Genomic DNA, 17,595 nt, shown 5'->3' with positions numbered 1-17,595 from the left:
CGCCCACGCGGCCGGCGCCCTCAGCGCACCGTCCGGGGCAGCCGCAGGCTGAGCAGACCGGTGAGGACCACCAGACCCAACTGCACCAGCAGCGTGACGATCAGGGCGTCCCGGACCCCCTGATGCGGGACCAGGGAGAGGAACAGGGTGCCCAGCGTGGCCACGCCCAGCGCCAGCGCGGACTGCTGGGTGGTGACCATCACCCCGCTGCCGACACCGGCCCGCCCGGCCGGCACCTCCGACATCACCAGCCGCAGCACGTTGGGAAGCTGGAGCGCCTGACCGGCCCCGGCGACCGCGACCCCGGGAAGCAGCCCGCCGAAGTCCAGGTGCGGCCAGTCCCGCCAGGCGGCCAGGGCGATGAGGGCGACGCCGGTCCCCTGGATCACCGATCCCGCCGACACCACCCGGCTGCCGTACCGCGCGATCAGCCGCGGCCCGGCCAGTGACACGAACAGGAAGGCGACGGCCATCGGCGCGAGCGCCAGCCCGGCCGGGACCGGGTCCATGTGCTCCCCGCTCTGCAGGGCCACGGCGATCACGAACATGAACCCGCTGAAGCCGATGGAGAACGGCACCATCAGCACCAGACCGCGGCGCAGCGAGGCGAGCGCGAACAGACTGGGCGGGACCAGCGGGGTACGGCCGGCCCGGTCGGCGCGGCGCTCCACGGCGTAGAAGGCGGCGGCCACCCCGGGGAACGCGGCCAGCGACAGCCAGGTCCACAGCGGCCAGCCCGCCGCCCGGCCCTCGGTGAGCGGGGCGAGCAGGGTGAGCAGGGAGAGGGCGAGCAGCACGGTGCCCGGTCCGTCGACGGGTTCGGGCCGCTGCGACCGCGTCTCCGGCACGAACCGCGCCCCGAGCACCAGCCCGACGACCACGACCGGCACGTTGACGAGGAACACGGAGCGCCACCCGGTGCCCGCGATGTCCGCGGCGACCAGCACCCCGCCGAGTATCTGCCCGGCGACCATCGAGAGACCGGCGGTGGCACCGTACAGGCTCATGGCCCGGGCGCGACGGCCGCCGCTGGTGGCGGCCTGGATGGTGGCGAGGACCTGCGGGAGCATCGCGGCCGCGGCGGCGCCCTGGGCGACCCGGGCGGCCACCAGCGACCAGGCGCCGGGCGCCAGTCCGCAGGCCAGCGAGGTCAGCCCGAAGGCCGCCATGCCGGCGAGGAAGAGCCGGCGGCGGCCGAACAGGTCGCCGAGCCGGCCGCCGAGCACCAGCAGCACGGCGTAGGCGACGCCGTACCCGGCGACGACGAGTTCGAGGACGGCCTCGCTCGCGTGCAGGTCGGTTCCGATGGTGGGCAGGGCGACGTTGACGATGAAGAAGTCGACGAGGGGCAGGGCCGCGGCCAGCAGGACGGTGAACAGTCCGGGCCCGCCGAGCGCGGACGGCGCGGACGGCGACCGTACGGCCGGAGTGGTGACGGTTTCGGTCATGGCCATGAGCCTGCGCCGGCGCTCAGACGGGTACCAGAGTCTTCTTGTCCTGGTAGCAGAAGTACCTGGCAACAGGATCCGCGGCGCGGCAGGCTGGAGCCATGACAACCTCGGCCCGTGAGACGGTTCGTACGACGGCGGCGGATTCCAGGGACTCGGCGGCCCGCAGCGCCGTCGGTGTCCGGCGCAGCGAACTGGCCGTGTTCCTGCGCAGCCGCCGGGAGCGGATCACCCCGGAGCAGGTGGGCCTGCCGCACGGCGCCCGCCGACGCACGCCCGGCCTGCGCCGCGAGGAGGTCGCGCACCTCTCCGCGGTCGGCGTGACCTGGTACACCTGGCTGGAGCAGGCCCGGGACATCCAGGTCTCCGTGCAGGTCCTGGACGCCCTCGCGCGCACCCTCCTGCTCGACGGCAGCGAGCGCGCCCACCTCTTCCAGCTGGCCGGTGCCGCCGATCCGAGCCCGGCCGCGTGCTGCACGGGCGTCACCCCGGCACTGCACCAGATGCTGCGCGCCCTGGAGCCGTTCCCGGCCAGCATCCAGAACAGCCGCTACGACATCCTCGCCTACAACCGCACCTACGCCCGTCTGATGGGCGACCTCGAAGCGGTCCCGCCCGAGGACCGCAACTGCATGATCCTCGTCTACACCAACCCCGAGTGGTGCCGCTCGATCGTGCACCTGGAGGAGACCCGCCGTCTGATGGCCGCGAAGCTCCGTGCCTCGATGGCCGGGCATCTGACCGAGCCCGCCTGGAAGATGCTGGTGAAGCGGCTGACTGCGGAGTCCCCCGAGTTCCGCGCGAACTGGGAGCGCTACGAGGTGGTGGACCTGCGCACCAGGACCAAGCAGTTCCTCAACCCGTACGTCGGTTTCCTCTCCCTGGACCACACGGACCTGTGGCTGACCCGCGAGACCGGGGCGCGCCTGGTGACCTACACGCCGACGGACGACGAGTCCCGGGAACGGCTGGAGAAGCTCCACGCGCTGGCCGCCTCCGACCGGCAGGGCTGAGTACGGGTACTCAGGACAGCGCGCCGCCGTCGGCACACCATGCAGGGAGGAAGAGGAACCGACAACCGGCCCCGGGGGGACGTCCGATGACAACCGGCCCTGCGCGCACCCTTGTCCGACTGACCGTCGCCAACCGTGTCTCGGTGGCCTATCTCGCGGTGGTCGCCGTCGTCGTCGCCAAGGCCACCGCGGACTCCCTCGCCGCCGCGGACGGCCCTGCCCACGACTTCGCCTGGCTCTGGCCGCCCCTGGTCACCTTCCCCGCGTTCCCGCTCGTCGCGGCGCTGGGCCGGACGGCTTCGGGTGCGGCGGAGCCGCCGACCTGGTCCTTCGTCGCCGTGCTCGTCATATCGGCGTTGCTGCAGTCCCTGGTCCTGGGCAGCCTCGGGCAGGCGGTCCGCAGCCGCCACCAGCGCATGCTCGGCTCCTGCTGACCCCGCCGGTGGCGCGGGGGTCACACCCGCTCGCCGGCCCCCACGACCTGGCGTATCTCCGCCGACTCCAGGCGTCGCGCCGCGCGCTCGGCCGTCGCCCTGGCCCAGCTGCCGTTCGTCAGGGCGCCGATGGTGAGGACGGCGAGGCCGCAGACGGCGAGGATCCACCAGCCGGGGCGGGCGGCGGTCACGAAGGTCTGGCGGTACGACGACGAGCCGATCCCCGACGCGAGGACCGCGCCGATCACCGCCACGCCCAGGGTCTGGCCCAGCTGCCGGCTGGTGGAGGCGACCGCGGCCGCCACACCCGCCTGGGACCTCGGCATACCGGAGACGGCCGTGTTGGTGATCGGCGCGTTCACGAAGCCGAAGCCGATGCCGAACAGCACGTAACCGAGGAACAGGCTGGTGTTGGAGGTCTCCGCCTCGAAGGCCGCGAACAGCACCGCGCTCGCGGTCATCGCGACCCCGGCGATCACCAGCGGCAGCCGCGGACCCCGGCTGCCGACCAGGCGGCCGGCGAACGGGGCGCACAGGAACATCGGGACGGCCATCGGCAGCATCCACAGGCCGGCGTGCAGGGCGTCCAGGCCGCGCACGTTCTGCAGGTACAGCGTGGACAGGAACAGGAAGCCGCCCAGCGAAGCGAACGCGCTGATGGCGATCACGGTGGCCCCGCTGAACGGCGCCGAGCGGAAGAACCGCAGGTCGATCAGGGGTTCGGCGCGCCTCGGCTCGAACCAGAGCAGGCCGGCCAGAGCGGCGAGGGCCACCACCGCGAAGGGCACCACCGTGGTGGCGCTCGCCGTCGGGGCCTCGATGATCGAGTACGTCAGCGCGCCGAACAGGGTGATGACCAGCACCTGCCCGACCGGGTCGGGCCGGCGGGCCTTCGGCGCCCGGGACTCCGGCACGAAGCGCAGCGTCAGCAGCAGTGCGGCCAGACCCACCGGGAGGTTGACCCAGAAGATCGCGCGCCAACCGACGGACTCCACCAGCAGGCCGCCGACCAGCGGTCCGGCGGCCATGGATATGCCGACCACCGCACCCCACACGCCGATCGCCCGGGCCCGCTCGCGCGGGTCGGTGAAGGTGTTGGTGATGATCGACATGGCCACCGGGTTGAGCATCGAGCCGCCCACCGCCTGGACCATGCGGAACGCGATCAGTGATTCGAGGTTCGGCGCCAGCGAGCAGAGCAGCGAGCCCAGTGAGAAGACGACCAGGCCCGTCATGAAGACCTTCTTGCGGCCGACCCGGTCGCCGGTCGACCCCGCGAGCATCAGCAGCGAGGCCAGGACCAGGGTGTAGGCGTCGATGGTCCACTGCAGGCCGGCGGTCGAGGCGTGCAGTTCGCGCTGCATGGAGGGCAGGCCGACATTGAGGGCGGTCGTGTCGAGACTCACGATCAGCAGGCTCATGCAGCAGATCGCGAGAACGAGCATGCGGCGGCGGGAGGTCAGCTCGGGCATGCCCGCCATCCTACGCCGACTTCGATAGTGCGTCTAACTAATGAGTGATACATGATCATGACGGAGAGTGCGGGAGGCGCGGTTGTCCACAGGCCGGCCGAGCACCGCGCGACGTACGGGACAATGGGGGAATGCCCGAGCCCACGACCCCGCTCCAGATCGGCCCGCACACCGTCGGGCCGCCGGTCGTCCTGGCCCCCATGGCCGGGATCACCAACGCACCCTTCCGTACCCTGTGCCGAGAGTTCGCCGGGGGCAAGGGGCTGTTCGTCAGCGAGATGATCACGACCCGGGCGCTGGTCGAGCGCAACGAGAAGACCATGCAGCTGATCCGCTTCGACGCGAGCGAGCAGCCGCGCTCGATCCAGCTGTACGGCGTGGACCCGGCCACCGTCGGCAAGGCCGTCCGCATGATCGCGGAGGAGGGGCTGGCCGATCACATAGACCTGAACTTCGGCTGCCCGGTCCCGAAGGTGACCCGCAAGGGCGGCGGCTCGGCCCTCCCCTACAAGCGCAACCTGCTCCGCTCCATCCTCCGCGAGGCGGTCTCCGGCGCCGGTGACCTCCCGGTCACCATGAAGATGCGCAAGGGCATCGACGACGACCACATCACCTACCTCGACGCCGGCCGCATCGCCGTCGAGGAGGGCGTCACCTCGATCGCGCTGCACGGCCGCACCGCCGCCCAGCACTACGGCGGCACCGCCGACTGGGAGGCCATCGCCCGCCTCAAGGAGCACGTCCCGGAGATCCCGGTCCTCGGCAACGGCGACATCTGGTCGGCCGGGGACGCGCTCAGGATGGTCCGGGAGACGGGCTGCGACGGAGTCGTGGTCGGACGCGGCTGCCTGGGCCGGCCGTGGCTGTTCGCGGACCTGGTCGCAGCCTTCGAGGGCCGCCACGAGGACATCGCGCGCCCGTCCCTGCGCCAGGTCGCCGAGGTCATGGTCCGGCACGCCACGCTGCTCGGCGAGTGGGCCGGCGACGAGTCCAAGGGAGTCGTCGACTTCCGCAAGCACGTCGCCTGGTACCTCAAGGGCTTCGCGGTCGGCAGTGAGATGCGCAAGCGGCTGGCCGTCACCTCCTCGCTGGCCGGACTCCGCGCGGGCCTGGACGAACTGGACCTCGACCAGCCCTGGCCGACGGGCGCCGACGGGCCCCGGGGCCGTACGTCCGGCAACAACCGGGTGGTACTGCCGGACGGCTGGCTGAAGGACCCCTACGACTGCGCCGGCATCGGCGAGGACGCGGAACTGGACACCTCCGGCGGCTGAGCCCGCATCAGCTCGGCCGGGTGCGGGAAGCCGTACGGGAAGGGGCGGCTGCCCGCTGAACCGCGACACGGGCGAACCGGACCCGGTAGCGGTACTCCCTGGGTGAAGCCGACGCCCGCGACCGCTTCGACGAGGCCCGCCAGGGTTCCACGCGGTGCCTGGAGGTGTTCGTCGAAGCGGCGCGGGCGGCGACGGGGACGGCCTGAGCGTCAGTGGCGTCAGTTCGCCTTCGGGTGCGGGGTGGAGCCGTAGGCGGTCAGGAACTTGTCGCGGAACGCGCTCATCTTCCACACCGGGGCGTTGTGCGCCGGGCGCAGGCCGTCGGTCCAGTTCCAGGAGTCGACCGCGTCCAGCACCTTCGGGTCCTTGGCGACGATCGAGACCGGCACGTCACGGCTGGCGTGGTTGCCGCTGACCCGGGCGATGGGCTGGTGGTCGCCGAGGAAGACGAGGACCGTGTTCTCGTTGCCGTAGCGCTGCAGCCACTGGGTGAGCGCGGTCACCGAGTACTGGACCGACTTGCCGTACTCCTGACGGGACTTGGTGGTGTCGGCGATGACGTCGGACGCCTTGTTGCCGGCCTTCTGGATGGCGTCGAAGACCGAACCGTCGCCCAGCTGGTCCCACGGCACCATCTTCGGGATCGGAGCCCACGGCTGGTGGCTGGAGGTCAGGATCAAAAGCGACATCCGTGACTTGCCGTCGGCCGGCTGCTTGCTGTGCACCCGCTCCTGGAACTGCTGGAGCGCGTACTGGTCGGGCATCGTCGACCAGCTGAACTTGGGTCCCTGGTAGCCGAGCTGGAAGGCGTTGTAGACCTTGTCGAGGCCGTAGTAGCTCTGCTCGGGCCAGCCCTTCTGGATGCCCGGCATCACGCCGACCGTGTCGAAGTCGCCGGTCTTCTGGAAGGCCTTGGTGATGCTGAGGTGGTCGCTGGCCATGATGGTCCGGTAGCGCTGCTGGTTGCTCACCCACAGCCCCGACATGGTCGTGGAGTGCCCGAGCCAGCTGCTGCCGCCGTAGGTCGCCGACGTCAGCCATCCGCTCTTCGCGGCGAACCCGGCCTTGGCGAGGGCCTTGGTCTGGGCGTCGAGCGTGCTGTCGACCCCGGGCGCCTCGATCGGGTCCTCGACGGCGCTACGGCCGTAGCTCTCGATGAACGTGAAGATCATGTCCTTGCCGCGCAGGGCCGGCACCAGCTGGTCGGCCGGGGTGTTCCCGAAGGCGTCCACCTTGGCGACCTTCCGGAACTCCGCCTCGTCGTGCAGGGTGTCCCGCACCTGCCGGGCCTTGATCTCCAGCGCGTTCGCGGTGCGGTCGGAGGCGAGCGGCACACCGCCGGCGATCTGGAGGCCGAAGGAGGAGCAGGTGATCCAGACGACACCGGCGATCAGCGTGCCCCGGGTGGCCCGCCGCGGATGCCGGGCCAGCAGATTGCTCAGCCGTACCGTCGCCAGGGCGAGCAGCACGATCAGCAGCAGTACGAGGACGACGGCGCCGACACTGAGGGCGACCGTCGCCGTCTTGCCCAGGGTGTCCTCCAGGTACGACTCCGCGTCGCCGAGCAGGCTCCAGTCCAGGATGGCGTTGAAGCTCCGGCCGAGGTACTCGGAGAACCCCATGTCGAGGAAGTTGATCAGGGTCAGCGCGCCGAGCACGGTGCCGAACACCGCGGCCAGCACGATCCGGGGCCGCCGGGGCAGCGCCAGGGCGACGGCGGCGGCGATGATCCCCTCGGACGGCAGCCGCAGGAACTTCGCCGGGCCGAGTCCGACGAGGGTGTTCGGCATCACCAGCGCGGCGATCACGAGTGCGGCGCAGAGGACGGTGATACCGGCGGACAGCGCGGAGGCGGCGCCGGGGTGAGCCGCCCGCCAGGCCGCCCGCCGCGCACCGACCCGACCGCTCCAGGAGGCCCAGCCGCGCCGACGGGAACCGGCGGGAGCGCCGGCGGCATCCGCGGCGGAGCCGGCTTCGGAGGCGGGGGCCTCGGACGCGGGGGCCTCGGACTCGGCGGGTTCGGACTTGGCGGATTCGGACGCTGCGGCGGCCGGGGCGGATTCGGGCTCGGCGGACTCGGCGTCGGTCGGTTCGCCGTCGGTCGGTTCGCCGTCGGCCGAGTCGGCGGCGGGCGCGGTCGGCTCGGCCTCGGGGTCGGCAGGCTCCAACGCCGGCTCGGCGGACTCCGGCTCCGGCTCGGCAGACTCGGATTCGGGCTCGGCCGACTCCGCCGACGCCGACGCCGACGCCGACGCCGACTCGGGCTCGGGTTCGGTGTCAGCGGATTCGGCGACGGACGCCGGTGCGGGCTCGGGGGCGGATTCCGTGGCCGCGGACTCCTCCGGCGCGACCGCGCGTTCGGACGGCTCCGAGGCCGTGTCCGACGACTGGCGAATGCTCGTGTGCTGCGGCAACCCGGAGGTCCTTCCGTGCGAGACCCGTGAAACGGAAACGGCGGACCACTGCCGGGGAGACCCGGGCCCGCCGCCTTCCCGTACGGCCCACACAAGCCCCCTGTTCAGGTCTTTCGGCAAACAGGGGGCAAACACAGCGCACCTACGGGGTACGGGACTAAGCCCCGCCCACCGCGGTCAGCAGCGCCAGGGGCGCCGCGGCCGACCGGGACTCCCGCACGCACGCGTGCGGATACGGTACCGGCTCCGGATGCGTGTCCCTCCCGTACCCGGCCAGCACCTCCGGCAGCCGGTGCCCGCCGGCCGTCGCCGCGTCCACCAGCCCGTGCGCCACGGCCCGGGCCTCGTCGTGCAGCCCGTACCGCGCCAGCCCCAGCGCGATCAGCGCGTTGTCGTGCGGCCACACCGATCCCCGGTGGTACGACAGCGGGTGGTACGCCGCCTGCCCCGCGGCCAGCGTCCGTACCCCCCACCCCGAGAAGAAGTCCGGCTGCAGCAACCGCCGTCCGACCTCCTCCCCGTACTCCTTGTCGAGCAGCCCGGACCACAGCAGATGCCCGGCGTCCGAGGCGAGCGCGTCGACCTGCCGGCCCTCGCCGTCCAGGGCCAGCGCGGGGAAGGCGGACGCGTGCATCCAGAAGTCGCGCTGGAACCGGTCCCGCAGATCGGCCGCGGCCTGTTCGAGCAGCGCCGCGTAGGTCTCGTCGGCCCATGCCGTCCGTGCCACCCACGCCGTCCGGCGCAGCGCGTCGTACGCGTATCCCTGGGCCCCGGCCGCCATCACGGTCCCCACCGGCCGGCTGCCGTCGGCGGAGCAGATCGCGCCGGGGGAGTCCTTCCAGTTCTGGTTGGCGAGGCCGCCCTTGTCCGCGCGGTAGACGAGATAGCCGCGTGAGGTCAGCCCGCCGTGGTCGAGCATCCAGCCGACGGCCGCGCGCGCGTTGCGTTCCAGACGCCGGGCCATGCCGGTGTCCCCGGTCCGCTCCACATACGCGCCGAGCAGGACCAGGAAGAGCGGGGTGGCGTCGACGGAGCCGTAGTAACGGCCGTACGGCACCTGCCCGAAGTGCGCCAGCTCCCCGTGCCGTACCTCGTGGACGATCTTCCCGGGCTGGGCCACGGGGTGCGCGCCCGCCTCGGTGGCCTGGGTGGCGGCGAGGGCCGGGAGGGTGGCCGCGGCCAGCCGGGGGCGGTAGGGGAGTGCGAAGAGGGAGGTGATCAGGGCGTCCCGGCCGAGCAGGGTGAGGAACCAGGGGGCGCCGGCGGCGGGGACCTTGAGCTCCTCGCCGTCCGGACCGGTGGCCGGCACCTGCAGCGCGGCGAGGTCGGACAGGCCGCGGGCGCAGGCCGCCGCCAGCTCCGGCCAGCCGGTCGGGAAGGCCACGCCTTCGACGAACTCCCCTTCCAGAGAAAGGAGTTGTTCGTTGAGGGCGGCCGGGTCACGGGGGACGCGCAGTGCCCGCCGGTCGCCGTGCGGGCGCCCGATGACCCGCAGCACCAGTTCGGCCGTGCCGTGCGGGGGGAGTTCCAGCGTCCACACCATGCGCCGGGCGCCGGTCCCGGTCTCCTCGACGCCGTCGGGCGCCGGTTCGGCGGTGATCGTCGTACAGGACCGCCATTCGCCCCGGCGGTAGCCGAACTCCATCCCGTCGTCGAGGATCTGGCGGGAGCGTACGGCGCCCGGCTTGGGGTAGGTGCGGTGGTCGGCGCGGAGTTCGAACTGGTCGGTGAAGTCGGCGTCGGCGGTGATCGCGAGCCGGATGGTGGTCGGCACCGGACGGTTGCTGGTGACCCGCAGGGCCTCGGCGAACGCTCCGTCGCCGACGGCCTGTTCGCGGAAGAGGGTGTGCGCGGGCGGCTCCTGGCGGCCGCCGCGCGGAACCAGGACGCACCGGGTGCTGTCCCCGTCGGAGACCGGGGTGAGCACCTCGGGCAGCGCCCCGTCGACCGTCAGCTGCCAGCGGCTGAGGTGCCGGGCGTCCCGTACGAATAACCCGTCCGGGGAGCCGCCGCCCCGGACGCCGCTGATGTCCCCGCGGTCGTCCACGGCGGCGAACGTCGCGCCGTGCACGAGCAGATGATGCCGGTCCGTCATCCCCGGTCCCCTCCTTTGTTCCACAGGCCGAACGTGCGGTGTCTGCCGAAGACACCCCGTTTTGTCAGCTCTTGTCCATCTTTTGAAGCTAGTGGTGCTTCTGGCCTTCGCGGCGCGGTGCGTGCCGCCGGTGGTGCAGATCGATCGCGAGCGCCGCCGTCCAGCTGAACCCCGTCGCGCCGCACGCCTCGCCCGTGTACGGGTCGACGTACTCGGCGAACCCGGTCGCGTCGGCGGTCCGCAGGACCGCCTCGCCGAGCGCGTCCGCCCGTTCCCGCTCGCCGTGTTCGCGCAGCCCCCGTTCCAGCAGCCAGCCGGTGTTGGCCCAGGCCGGGCCCCGCCAGTACCGGTGCGGGTCGAAGGCCGTGCCGAGCAGGTCGTAGCTGGGGACCAGCCGGGTGCCGGTGGCGAAGTGCGGGCCGCTCAGCGTCCGGACGAGCGCGGCGGCGATCTCGCGCGGCAACTCCGGAAGGATCAGCGGGATCAGGCCCGAGATCCCGCGCTCGGGGATCGGTCCGCCCCGCAGGTCCCGGCAGAGGAAGATCTCCCGCTCCGGATCCCACAACCGGTCCACCAGGGCCGCCGTCAGCCGCTCGGCGCGCGCGTGCCGGGCCGTCCCGGTGGCTCCCAACTCCTGCGCGATGCACGCCAGGGCGTGCTCGGAGGCGATGAGCAGGGCGTTGAACGCCGGGTCCTCGACGGCGAACTCCCGCTGCCGGTCCACGTACTCGGCGTCCCGGTACTCCGTCGCCAGCCGTACGTACCGCCCGTAGTCCAGATCCGTCGGCCGGTCCTCGGCGGCGCCGTGGTCCAGGTCGGCGCGGTGGAACGAGCGTGCCGGAGCGGGTGCGACACGGGCCAGCGGGGCGTCCCAGCAGGGGCTGTTGTCCATACCCTGTTCCCAGGGGTGCACGACGGACGCGAGACCGCCCCCGCCGAGATCCCGCCGGTGCAGCAGATAGCGGTGCCAGGCGGCGAGCCGGGGGTAGGCGGTCGCCAGGAAGCCGCGCGCCCGGGACAGGCCGGGATCGGCGCGGTGCACCAGCCAGGCCGCCAGCGCGTGCACCGGCGGCTGCACGATTCCGGAGGTCTGTACGGTGCGCGGGGCGCCCGCGGCACGGCCCGCGGTCGAGGAACGCCAGAAGTCGGGGCTCGGGAAGTACGCGTCGAGGGGCACGGAGGGGTTGAACACGATGTGCGGGATCCGCCCGTCCGCCCACTGGGCGGCCAGCAGCGTCTCCAGCTCGGTCTGCGCGCGCAGCGGCGACAGGTGCCTCAGGCCGATCGCGATGAAGGCCGAGTCCCAGGACCACTGGTGCGGGTACAGACTCCGGGAGGGGACGGTCGAAACACCGGTCCAGTTGTCGGCGAGCACGCGTGCCGCCCTGACGTGCAGGGATCCTGGGCCGGTGGTACCGGGGGCGCGCGTGGCCGGTGGATCGTATGCGATCCCGGAACCGAGCGCATGGGCAGTGAGCTGGGCAGTGCGATCCACTCGGGGCTCCCCGAAGACGTCCGGCCGGCCGGGTTTGGCGGTGGCTACCGTAGGGTTACGTCTATTTAACACGCAAAACTCAATATGTAATGCAAGCTTGAGAAACACAAGGGGGTGCGCATGACCGGACGTCCCGTCAGGACCGTCAGGACCGGCACGACCGTCAGGACCGGCAAGGGCGGCGGACAGGCGAGCTCGGGCGAACTCCTGGAGCTGGTGCGCAGCGGGCGGGCCGTGACCCGCGGCGCCCTCCAGCAGGCCACCGGACTCTCCCGCGCGACCGTCGGCCTGCGCCTGGACCGGCTCTTCCGTGCCGGCTGGCTGCGCGAGGGCGGCGGCGGCCCGGTCGACTCCCCGCTCGGCGGCCGCCCCTCCATCACCCTCGAATTCGACGACTCGCACGCCGTGGTCCTGGCCGCCGACCTCGAGACCCGGCACGCCAGGGCCGCCGTCCTCTCCCTGAGCGGCGAGATCCTGGCCGAACACGCCGGGACGCTGGTGATCCAGGACGGCCCGGACGCCGTGCTCACCGAACTCGGCCGCTGGTTCGGCGAGCTGCTGGAGAAGGCCGGCCACGAAGCGGCGGAGGTGTGCGGGATCGGCCTCGCGGTACCGGGTCCGGTGGAGAGCGGGAGCGGCCGGGTCGTCCAGCCGCCGATGATGCCGGGGTGGGACGGCTACGACATACGCGGCCGCATGGCCAGGGCGTTCACCGAGCACACCGGGGCGCCGCCGGGGGTCCCGGTCCTGGTGGACAACGACGCGAACCTGATGGCCTACGGCGAACAGCGCACCGGACACCCCGACTGCTCGGCGTTCGTCCTGGTGAAGGTCTCGACGGGTATCGGCGCCGGGGTGGTGGTCGACGGCTCGATCTACCGGGGCATCGACGGCGGCGCCGGGGACATCGGTCATATCCGGGTGGGCGCCGAGGCGCGGTGCCGCTGTGGTTCCTACGGCTGCCTCGCCGCCGTGGCCAGCGGCGGCGCGGTGGCGAGGCGGCTGGCGGAGACCGGGGTTCCGGCGGCCTCGGGCTCGGATGTGCGCGATCTGCTCGCCTCCGGGCATCCGGAGGCGGCGGCACTGGCCAGGGAGGCCGGCCGCCGGGTCGGGGACGTCCTGGCGACGGTCGTGACCCTGCTGAACCCGGGCGTGCTGATGATCGCGGGGGACCTGGCGGGCACGTCGTTCCTCACCGGCGTGCGGGAGCTGCTGTACCAGCGGGCGCTGCCCCGCTCCACCGCCCATCTGGACGTCGTGACCTCGCGGCTGGGGGACCGGGCGGGGGTGATCGGCGCCGGGGCGCTGGTCGTGGAGCACCTGTACGCGCCGGAACGGGTGGAGGAGCGGCTCCTCGCGCTCGGGATGTGAGGCGGCCGCCGCCGGTGGGATGACGGCGGGGTTTCCGTCCGTTTTCGGCGTCCGTTCCATGTCCGCATGGTGAAATCCCGGCGCCTGTGACAGCGTGATTCTCGCCACCCTTGATAAGGGTTGCGCTCAGATGAGCGGATCATGAGCGGGTGCACTTCTCCAAGGGGTGGCACTGGGTGCCACCCCTTGATCGTTCATCGATCGAAATCAGGCGTGCAGCTGCCCCGCTCATCTGAGCGAAATAGTGCCGCCTTGAGCGGTCATGCGTTCAAGAAGTGAAAACATGATCTCGTCTCCGCTTGCCAAGCTTTGACTTTCGATCCGGTGGCGGACGATCGGTTACGGGCGCATGACACGCGAGCAGACGTACCCAGGCGCCTTCGATCTGGGTATGTTCCTCGCCGTCAGGGCAGCCACCGCGTCCTTCAGGGAGTCGAGACCCGTGTCGGAAAACAAAGAACCCCACGTAGCGAAGTTCGTTTACGACTTCACCGAGGGAAACAAGGACCTCAAGGACCTCCTGGGTGGCAAGGGCGCGAACCTCGCCGAGATGACCAACCTCGGGCTCCCCGTTCCCCCCGGCTTCACGATCACGACGGAAGCCTGCAAGGTCTACCTCGACAGCGGCGAGGAACCGGCGGCACTGCGTGACGAGGTGAGTGCGCACCTCGACGCGCTGGAGCAGCGGATGGGCAAGAAGCTCGGCCAGGCCGACGACCCGCTCCTGGTCTCGGTCCGCTCCGGCGCGAAGTTCTCCATGCCGGGCATGATGGACACGGTCCTGAACATCGGCCTCTCCGACAAGTCCGTGCAGGGCCTGGCCAAACAGGCCGGTGACGACCGCTTCGCGTGGGACTCCTACCGCCGCCTCATCCAGATGTTCGGCAAGACCGTCCTCGGCGTCGACGGCGAGCTCTTCGAGGAGGCCCTCGACGGGGCCAAGGACGCCAAGAAGGTCACCGTCGACACGGAACTGGAGGCGGCCGACCTCAAGAAGCTGGTCACTAGGTTCAAGAAGATCGTCAAGGCGGAGGCCGGCCGGGACTTCCCGCAGGACCCGCGCGAGCAGATGGACCTCGCCATCCGCGCGGTCTTCGACTCCTGGAACACCGACCGCGCCAAGCTCTACCGCCGCCAGGAGCGCATCCCCGGCGACCTCGGCACCGCGGTCAACGTCTGCTCGATGGTCTTCGGCAACCTGGGCCCCGACTCGGGCACCGGCGTCGCCTTCACCCGTGACCCCGCCTCGGGCCACCAGGGCGTCTACGGCGACTACCTCCAGAACGCCCAGGGCGAGGACGTGGTGGCGGGCATCCGCAACACGGTCGCCCTGGCCGAGCTGGAGACCATCGACAAGAAGTCGTACGACCAGCTGATGCAGATCATGGAGACGCTGGAGAACCACTACAAGGACCTCTGCGACATCGAGTTCACTATCGAGCGCGGCCGGCTGTGGATGCTCCAGACCCGCGTCGGCAAGCGCACCGCGGGCGCCGCCTTCCGCATCGCGACCCAGCTGGTGGACCAGGGCCTGATCGACGAGACGGAGGCCCTGCAGCGCGTCACCGGTGCCCAGCTCGCGCAGCTGATGTTCCCCCGCTTCGACGAGCAGGCCAAGGCGCAGCAGGCCGGCCGGGGCATCGCGGCCTCGCCGGGCGCGGCGGTCGGCAAGGCGGTCTTCGACTCGTACACGGCGGTCAAGTGGTCCCGCTCCGGCGAGAAGGTCATCCTGGTCCGTCGCGAGACCAACCCCGACGACCTCGACGGCATGATCGCGGCGGAGGGCATCCTGACCTCCCGCGGCGGCAAGACCTCCCACGCGGCCGTGGTCGCCCGCGGCATGGGCAAGACCTGTGTCTGCGGCGCGGAGGAGCTGGAGGTCGACACCAAGCGCCGCCGGATGACGGTCCCCGGCGGTCACGTCGTCGAGGAAGGCGACGTCATCTCCATCGACGGCTCCTCGGGCAAGGTCTACCTGGGCGAGGTCCCGGTCGTGCCCTCCCCGGTCGTCGAGTACTTCGAGGGCCGGATGCACGCGGGTGCCCAGGACGCCGGCGAACTCGTCGAAGCGGTGCATCGGATCATGGCCTTCGCGGACCGCAAGCGCCGGCTGCGGGTGCGCGCCAACGCCGACAACGCCGAGGACGCGCTGCGCGCCCGCCGCTTCGGCGCCCAGGGCATCGGCCTGTGCCGCACCGAGCACATGTTCCTCGGCGACCGCCGTGAACTGGTGGAACGCCTGATCCTGGCGGACACGGAGGAAGACCGCGAGGAGTCGCTCAAGGCTCTCCTCCCCCTCCAGAAGAAGGACTTCGTAGAGCTCTTCTCGGCGATGGACGGCCTCCCGGTCACCGTCCGCCTCCTCGACCCGCCGCTCCACGAGTTCCTCCCGGACATCACGGAGCTCTCGGTCCGGGTGGCGCTCGCCGAGTCCCGTCAGGAGCCGCACGAGAACGAACTCCGGCTCCTCCAGGCCGTCCACCGCCTGCACGAGCAGAACCCGATGCTGGGCCTGCGCGGCGTACGCCTCGGCCTGGTCATCCCCGGCCTGTTCACCATGCAGGTCCGCGCCATCGCCGAGGCCGCGGCCGAACGCAGGAGCGCCAAGGGCGACCCGCGCGCCGAGATCATGATCCCGCTGGTCGGCACGGTCCAGGAGCTGGAGATCGTCCGCGAGGAGGCCGACCAGGTCATCGCGGAGGTGGAGGCGGCCACCGGCACCAGCCTCAAGCTGTCGATCGGCACGATGATCGAACTCCCGCGGGCCGCCCTGACGGCCGGCCAGATCGCGGAAGCGGCCGAGTTCTTCTCCTTCGGCACCAACGACCTCACCCAGACCGTCTGGGGCTTCAGCCGCGACGACGTCGAAGCCTCCTTCTTCACCGCGTACCTGGAGAAGGGCATCTTCGGCGTCTCCCCCTTCGAGACGATCGACAGGGACGGCGTCGGTTCCCTGGTGGCGGCGGCGGCCCAGGCCGGCCGCGCGACCCGCCCGGACCTGAAGCTGGGCGTCTGCGGCGAGCACGGCGGCGACCCGGAGTCCGTCCACTTCTTCCACGAGGTGGGCCTGGACTACGTCTCCTGCTCCCCGTTCCGCATCCCGGTGGCCCGCCTGGAGGCGGGCCGGGCGGCGACCCAGTCGGCGGGCAGCGACCACCGCTGATGAACCCCGGGTCCGTCGTCCGTCCCCGACCCTCAAGACCGATGGACGACGGCCCCGGCACGCAAGAGAGGGGCGGCACCCTGTGCGGGGGTGCCGCCCCTTGGCGCATCATCAGTTCGTCGTCGGTCTCTCAGCCATGGGGCGGACCGTACAGCGCAGGTCTGACAGCAAGACCCGTCTTCACGAGGGAAACTCAGCTTGGGAAGCTAAGGGAGTTCGCGAGAGGTTGCCGAGCCGACCTGTGGCGATGCCGTGTCGGAGCCTGAATCGCCGCCGGCCTGCTCCCCGCTGTTCCCCGTGGTTCGGCGCACGATCTGGCACGGTCCGGCACGGCCACTCCGTCGAGCAGCACGGCGAGTTCCTTGAGGTCGTTCGCGACCATGACTTGCGCGAGGCGTCCGGCGATGGCCACGACCTCTGGCCTGGCAGGTGCTTGGAGATACTCCGCGTTGGTGTTGCACGCCTGGGTATCTCCCGTAATGACGATTCGGGCTGAATCATTGCAGGTCACGTCTGTACTGGGTCTGTCTCACCTTGATCCGGCCCGGTTGCGTTGTGGATCAGTGCGTGTGGACCAGGCGTGGACCAGGTTGCAGGCGCGAGCCGTGGTTGTGACCAGGGCTTATGCGCCCGTGAAGGGCACGAAGTTCTTTGGTGCCCTTCACGGGCCTACCGTCCAGGGTTCCGGCCGTCTCACAGGTCGAAGTGAGCTGGAACCTCGAGCAGGTCGCTGAGATCAGCGCTCCGGCGGAGCTGCACGGGCGAGTACCCACGCCGGAAGAGCACACCTCCCGCTTCAGAGCCGCCGAGGGCCAGACGGTCAGCGGATCGCCGGAGCCACGTCCCCTCTCGCATCGCCACCACAGGAACATCGTTCTCCTCAAGGAATTCTTCCAGTCGCTTGGAGCGGGTTTCGCCCATGTGAGTGCTGTCAGGACTGCGCTCAACATAGTGGGGATTTATCTGGAACGGCACCAAGCCCAGTGCATCAAAGGTTGTCGGCTGAACGATGGGCATGTCATTCGTGGTGCGTAGGGTGGGACAAGCCATATTTGTCCCCGCACTTGATCCCATGTAGGGGACGCCGCCTCGGATGCGGTCGCGAATGACAGGAACGAGACCCTGAGTGTGCAGCGCTTTAAGCAGGCGGAAGCTGTTACCTCCACCGATGAATATCGCCTCTGCGCCTTTTACAAGGTCAACCGGGTTGCCGGTGTGCGCGCCTCTGACCTTCACCCCCAAGGGGGCGAGAGCTTCGGCAGCCTCGGCGGTGTATCCATCATGATCGGCCAAGGCGAAGGGTACGAACAGGACTTCTTTTGTCCCGCTCAACGCTTCCGATATCGGCTCCAACGCGTGTTCCAGGTACTTTCGCCCGAACGCTGTGGAGTTGGAAAGCAGCAGTAGTTCCATGGC

At 71.0% G+C, this 17,595-nt stretch carries 11 protein-coding genes; 5 read left to right on the top strand and 6 right to left on the bottom strand.

What is annotated here, in order from left to right; translation table 11 throughout:
• Positions 1-20 precede the first annotated feature (20 nt).
• On the bottom strand, positions 21-1,448 hold the full coding sequence (locus ACFXI4_RS03680) for an MFS transporter (RefSeq protein ID WP_384987833.1): 1,428 nt from the start codon (positions 1,446-1,448) through the stop codon (positions 21-23).
• A 101-nt stretch (positions 1,449-1,549) separates the two neighbouring features.
• Between ACFXI4_RS03680 and ACFXI4_RS03675 the strand changes: the two genes are divergently transcribed.
• Complete coding sequence (locus tag ACFXI4_RS03675; RefSeq protein WP_384987831.1) at positions 1,550-2,461, top strand: helix-turn-helix transcriptional regulator; 912 nt, start codon at positions 1,550-1,552, stop codon at positions 2,459-2,461.
• A gap of 86 nt (positions 2,462-2,547) precedes the next feature.
• Positions 2,548-2,895, top strand: a complete 348-nt coding sequence (locus tag ACFXI4_RS03670; protein WP_384987829.1) for an SCO4225 family membrane protein — start codon at positions 2,548-2,550, stop codon at positions 2,893-2,895.
• A 20-nt stretch (positions 2,896-2,915) separates the two neighbouring features.
• Here the strand turns inward: ACFXI4_RS03670 and ACFXI4_RS03665 are convergent, their stop codons facing one another.
• A complete protein-coding gene (locus ACFXI4_RS03665) occupies positions 2,916-4,367 on the bottom strand; it encodes an MFS transporter (RefSeq protein ID WP_384987827.1) in 1,452 nt (483 codons plus the stop codon).
• Between the two features lie 131 nt (positions 4,368-4,498).
• Here ACFXI4_RS03665 and dusB point away from each other — a divergent pair, with 131 nt between their 5' ends.
• Positions 4,499-5,641 carry a tRNA dihydrouridine synthase DusB gene (gene dusB, locus ACFXI4_RS03660; RefSeq protein WP_384987825.1) on the top strand — a complete coding sequence of 381 codons (1,143 nt, stop codon included), beginning with the start codon at positions 4,499-4,501 and terminating at the stop codon, positions 5,639-5,641.
• A gap of 218 nt (positions 5,642-5,859) precedes the next feature.
• Here the strand turns inward: dusB and ACFXI4_RS03655 are convergent, their stop codons facing one another.
• From ACFXI4_RS03655 to ACFXI4_RS03645, 3 genes are all read right to left on the bottom strand, one after another.
• Positions 5,860-7,431 (bottom strand): sulfatase-like hydrolase/transferase, encoded by a 1,572-nt coding sequence (locus ACFXI4_RS03655; protein WP_384987911.1) that lies wholly within the window; start codon positions 7,429-7,431, stop codon positions 5,860-5,862.
• A gap of 781 nt (positions 7,432-8,212) precedes the next feature.
• Positions 8,213-10,150 carry a glycogen debranching N-terminal domain-containing protein gene (locus ACFXI4_RS03650; RefSeq protein WP_384987823.1) on the bottom strand — a complete coding sequence of 646 codons (1,938 nt, stop codon included), beginning with the start codon at positions 10,148-10,150 and terminating at the stop codon, positions 8,213-8,215.
• Positions 10,151-10,238: 88 nt separating this feature from the next.
• Positions 10,239-11,645, bottom strand: coding sequence for a trehalase family glycosidase (locus ACFXI4_RS03645; RefSeq protein WP_384987821.1), 1,407 nt, complete (start codon positions 11,643-11,645; stop codon positions 10,239-10,241).
• A 120-nt stretch (positions 11,646-11,765) separates the two neighbouring features.
• Between ACFXI4_RS03645 and ACFXI4_RS03640 the strand changes: the two genes are divergently transcribed.
• Together ACFXI4_RS03640 and ppdK are read left to right on the top strand one after the other, a co-directional pair.
• Positions 11,766-13,016, top strand: coding sequence for an ROK family protein (locus ACFXI4_RS03640; RefSeq protein ID WP_384987819.1), 1,251 nt, complete (start codon positions 11,766-11,768; stop codon positions 13,014-13,016).
• A gap of 442 nt (positions 13,017-13,458) precedes the next feature.
• On the top strand, positions 13,459-16,179 hold the full coding sequence (ppdK, locus tag ACFXI4_RS03635; protein WP_384987817.1) for a pyruvate, phosphate dikinase: 2,721 nt from the start codon (positions 13,459-13,461) through the stop codon (positions 16,177-16,179).
• Between the two features lie 693 nt (positions 16,180-16,872).
• Here the strand turns inward: ppdK and pepE are convergent.
• Positions 16,873-17,592, bottom strand: a complete 720-nt coding sequence (gene pepE / locus ACFXI4_RS03630) for a dipeptidase PepE (protein ID WP_384987815.1) — start codon at positions 17,590-17,592, stop codon at positions 16,873-16,875.
• Positions 17,593-17,595 lie beyond the last annotated feature (3 nt).

It is taken from the genome of Streptomyces sp. NPDC059224 (assembly GCF_042754285.1).
Lineage (GTDB): Bacteria > Actinomycetota > Actinomycetes > Streptomycetales > Streptomycetaceae > Streptomyces.
Note: the sequence above shows the minus strand (reverse complement) of the source record. Positions and strands in the feature narration are given on the sequence as shown.

Excerpts from the sequence above, each read along its gene's own strand:
- ACFXI4_RS03680 (WP_384987833.1), bottom strand. The coding sequence starts at position 1,448 with ATGACCGAAACCGTCACCACTCCGGCCGTACGGTCGCCGTCCGCGCCG.
- ACFXI4_RS03675 (WP_384987831.1), top strand. The coding sequence starts at position 1,550 with ATGACAACCTCGGCCCGTGAGACGGTTCGTACGACGGCGGCGGATTCC.
- ACFXI4_RS03670 (WP_384987829.1), top strand. The coding sequence starts at position 2,548 with ATGACAACCGGCCCTGCGCGCACCCTTGTCCGACTGACCGTCGCCAAC.
- ACFXI4_RS03665 (WP_384987827.1), bottom strand. The coding sequence starts at position 4,367 with ATGCCCGAGCTGACCTCCCGCCGCCGCATGCTCGTTCTCGCGATCTGC.
- dusB (WP_384987825.1), top strand. The coding sequence starts at position 4,499 with ATGCCCGAGCCCACGACCCCGCTCCAGATCGGCCCGCACACCGTCGGG.
- ACFXI4_RS03655 (WP_384987911.1), bottom strand. The coding sequence starts at position 7,431 with ATGCCGAACACCCTCGTCGGACTCGGCCCGGCGAAGTTCCTGCGGCTG.
- ACFXI4_RS03650 (WP_384987823.1), bottom strand. The coding sequence starts at position 10,150 with ATGACGGACCGGCATCATCTGCTCGTGCACGGCGCGACGTTCGCCGCC.
- ACFXI4_RS03640 (WP_384987819.1), top strand. The coding sequence starts at position 11,766 with ATGACCGGACGTCCCGTCAGGACCGTCAGGACCGGCACGACCGTCAGG.
- pepE (WP_384987815.1), bottom strand. The coding sequence starts at position 17,592 with ATGGAACTACTGCTGCTTTCCAACTCCACAGCGTTCGGGCGAAAGTAC.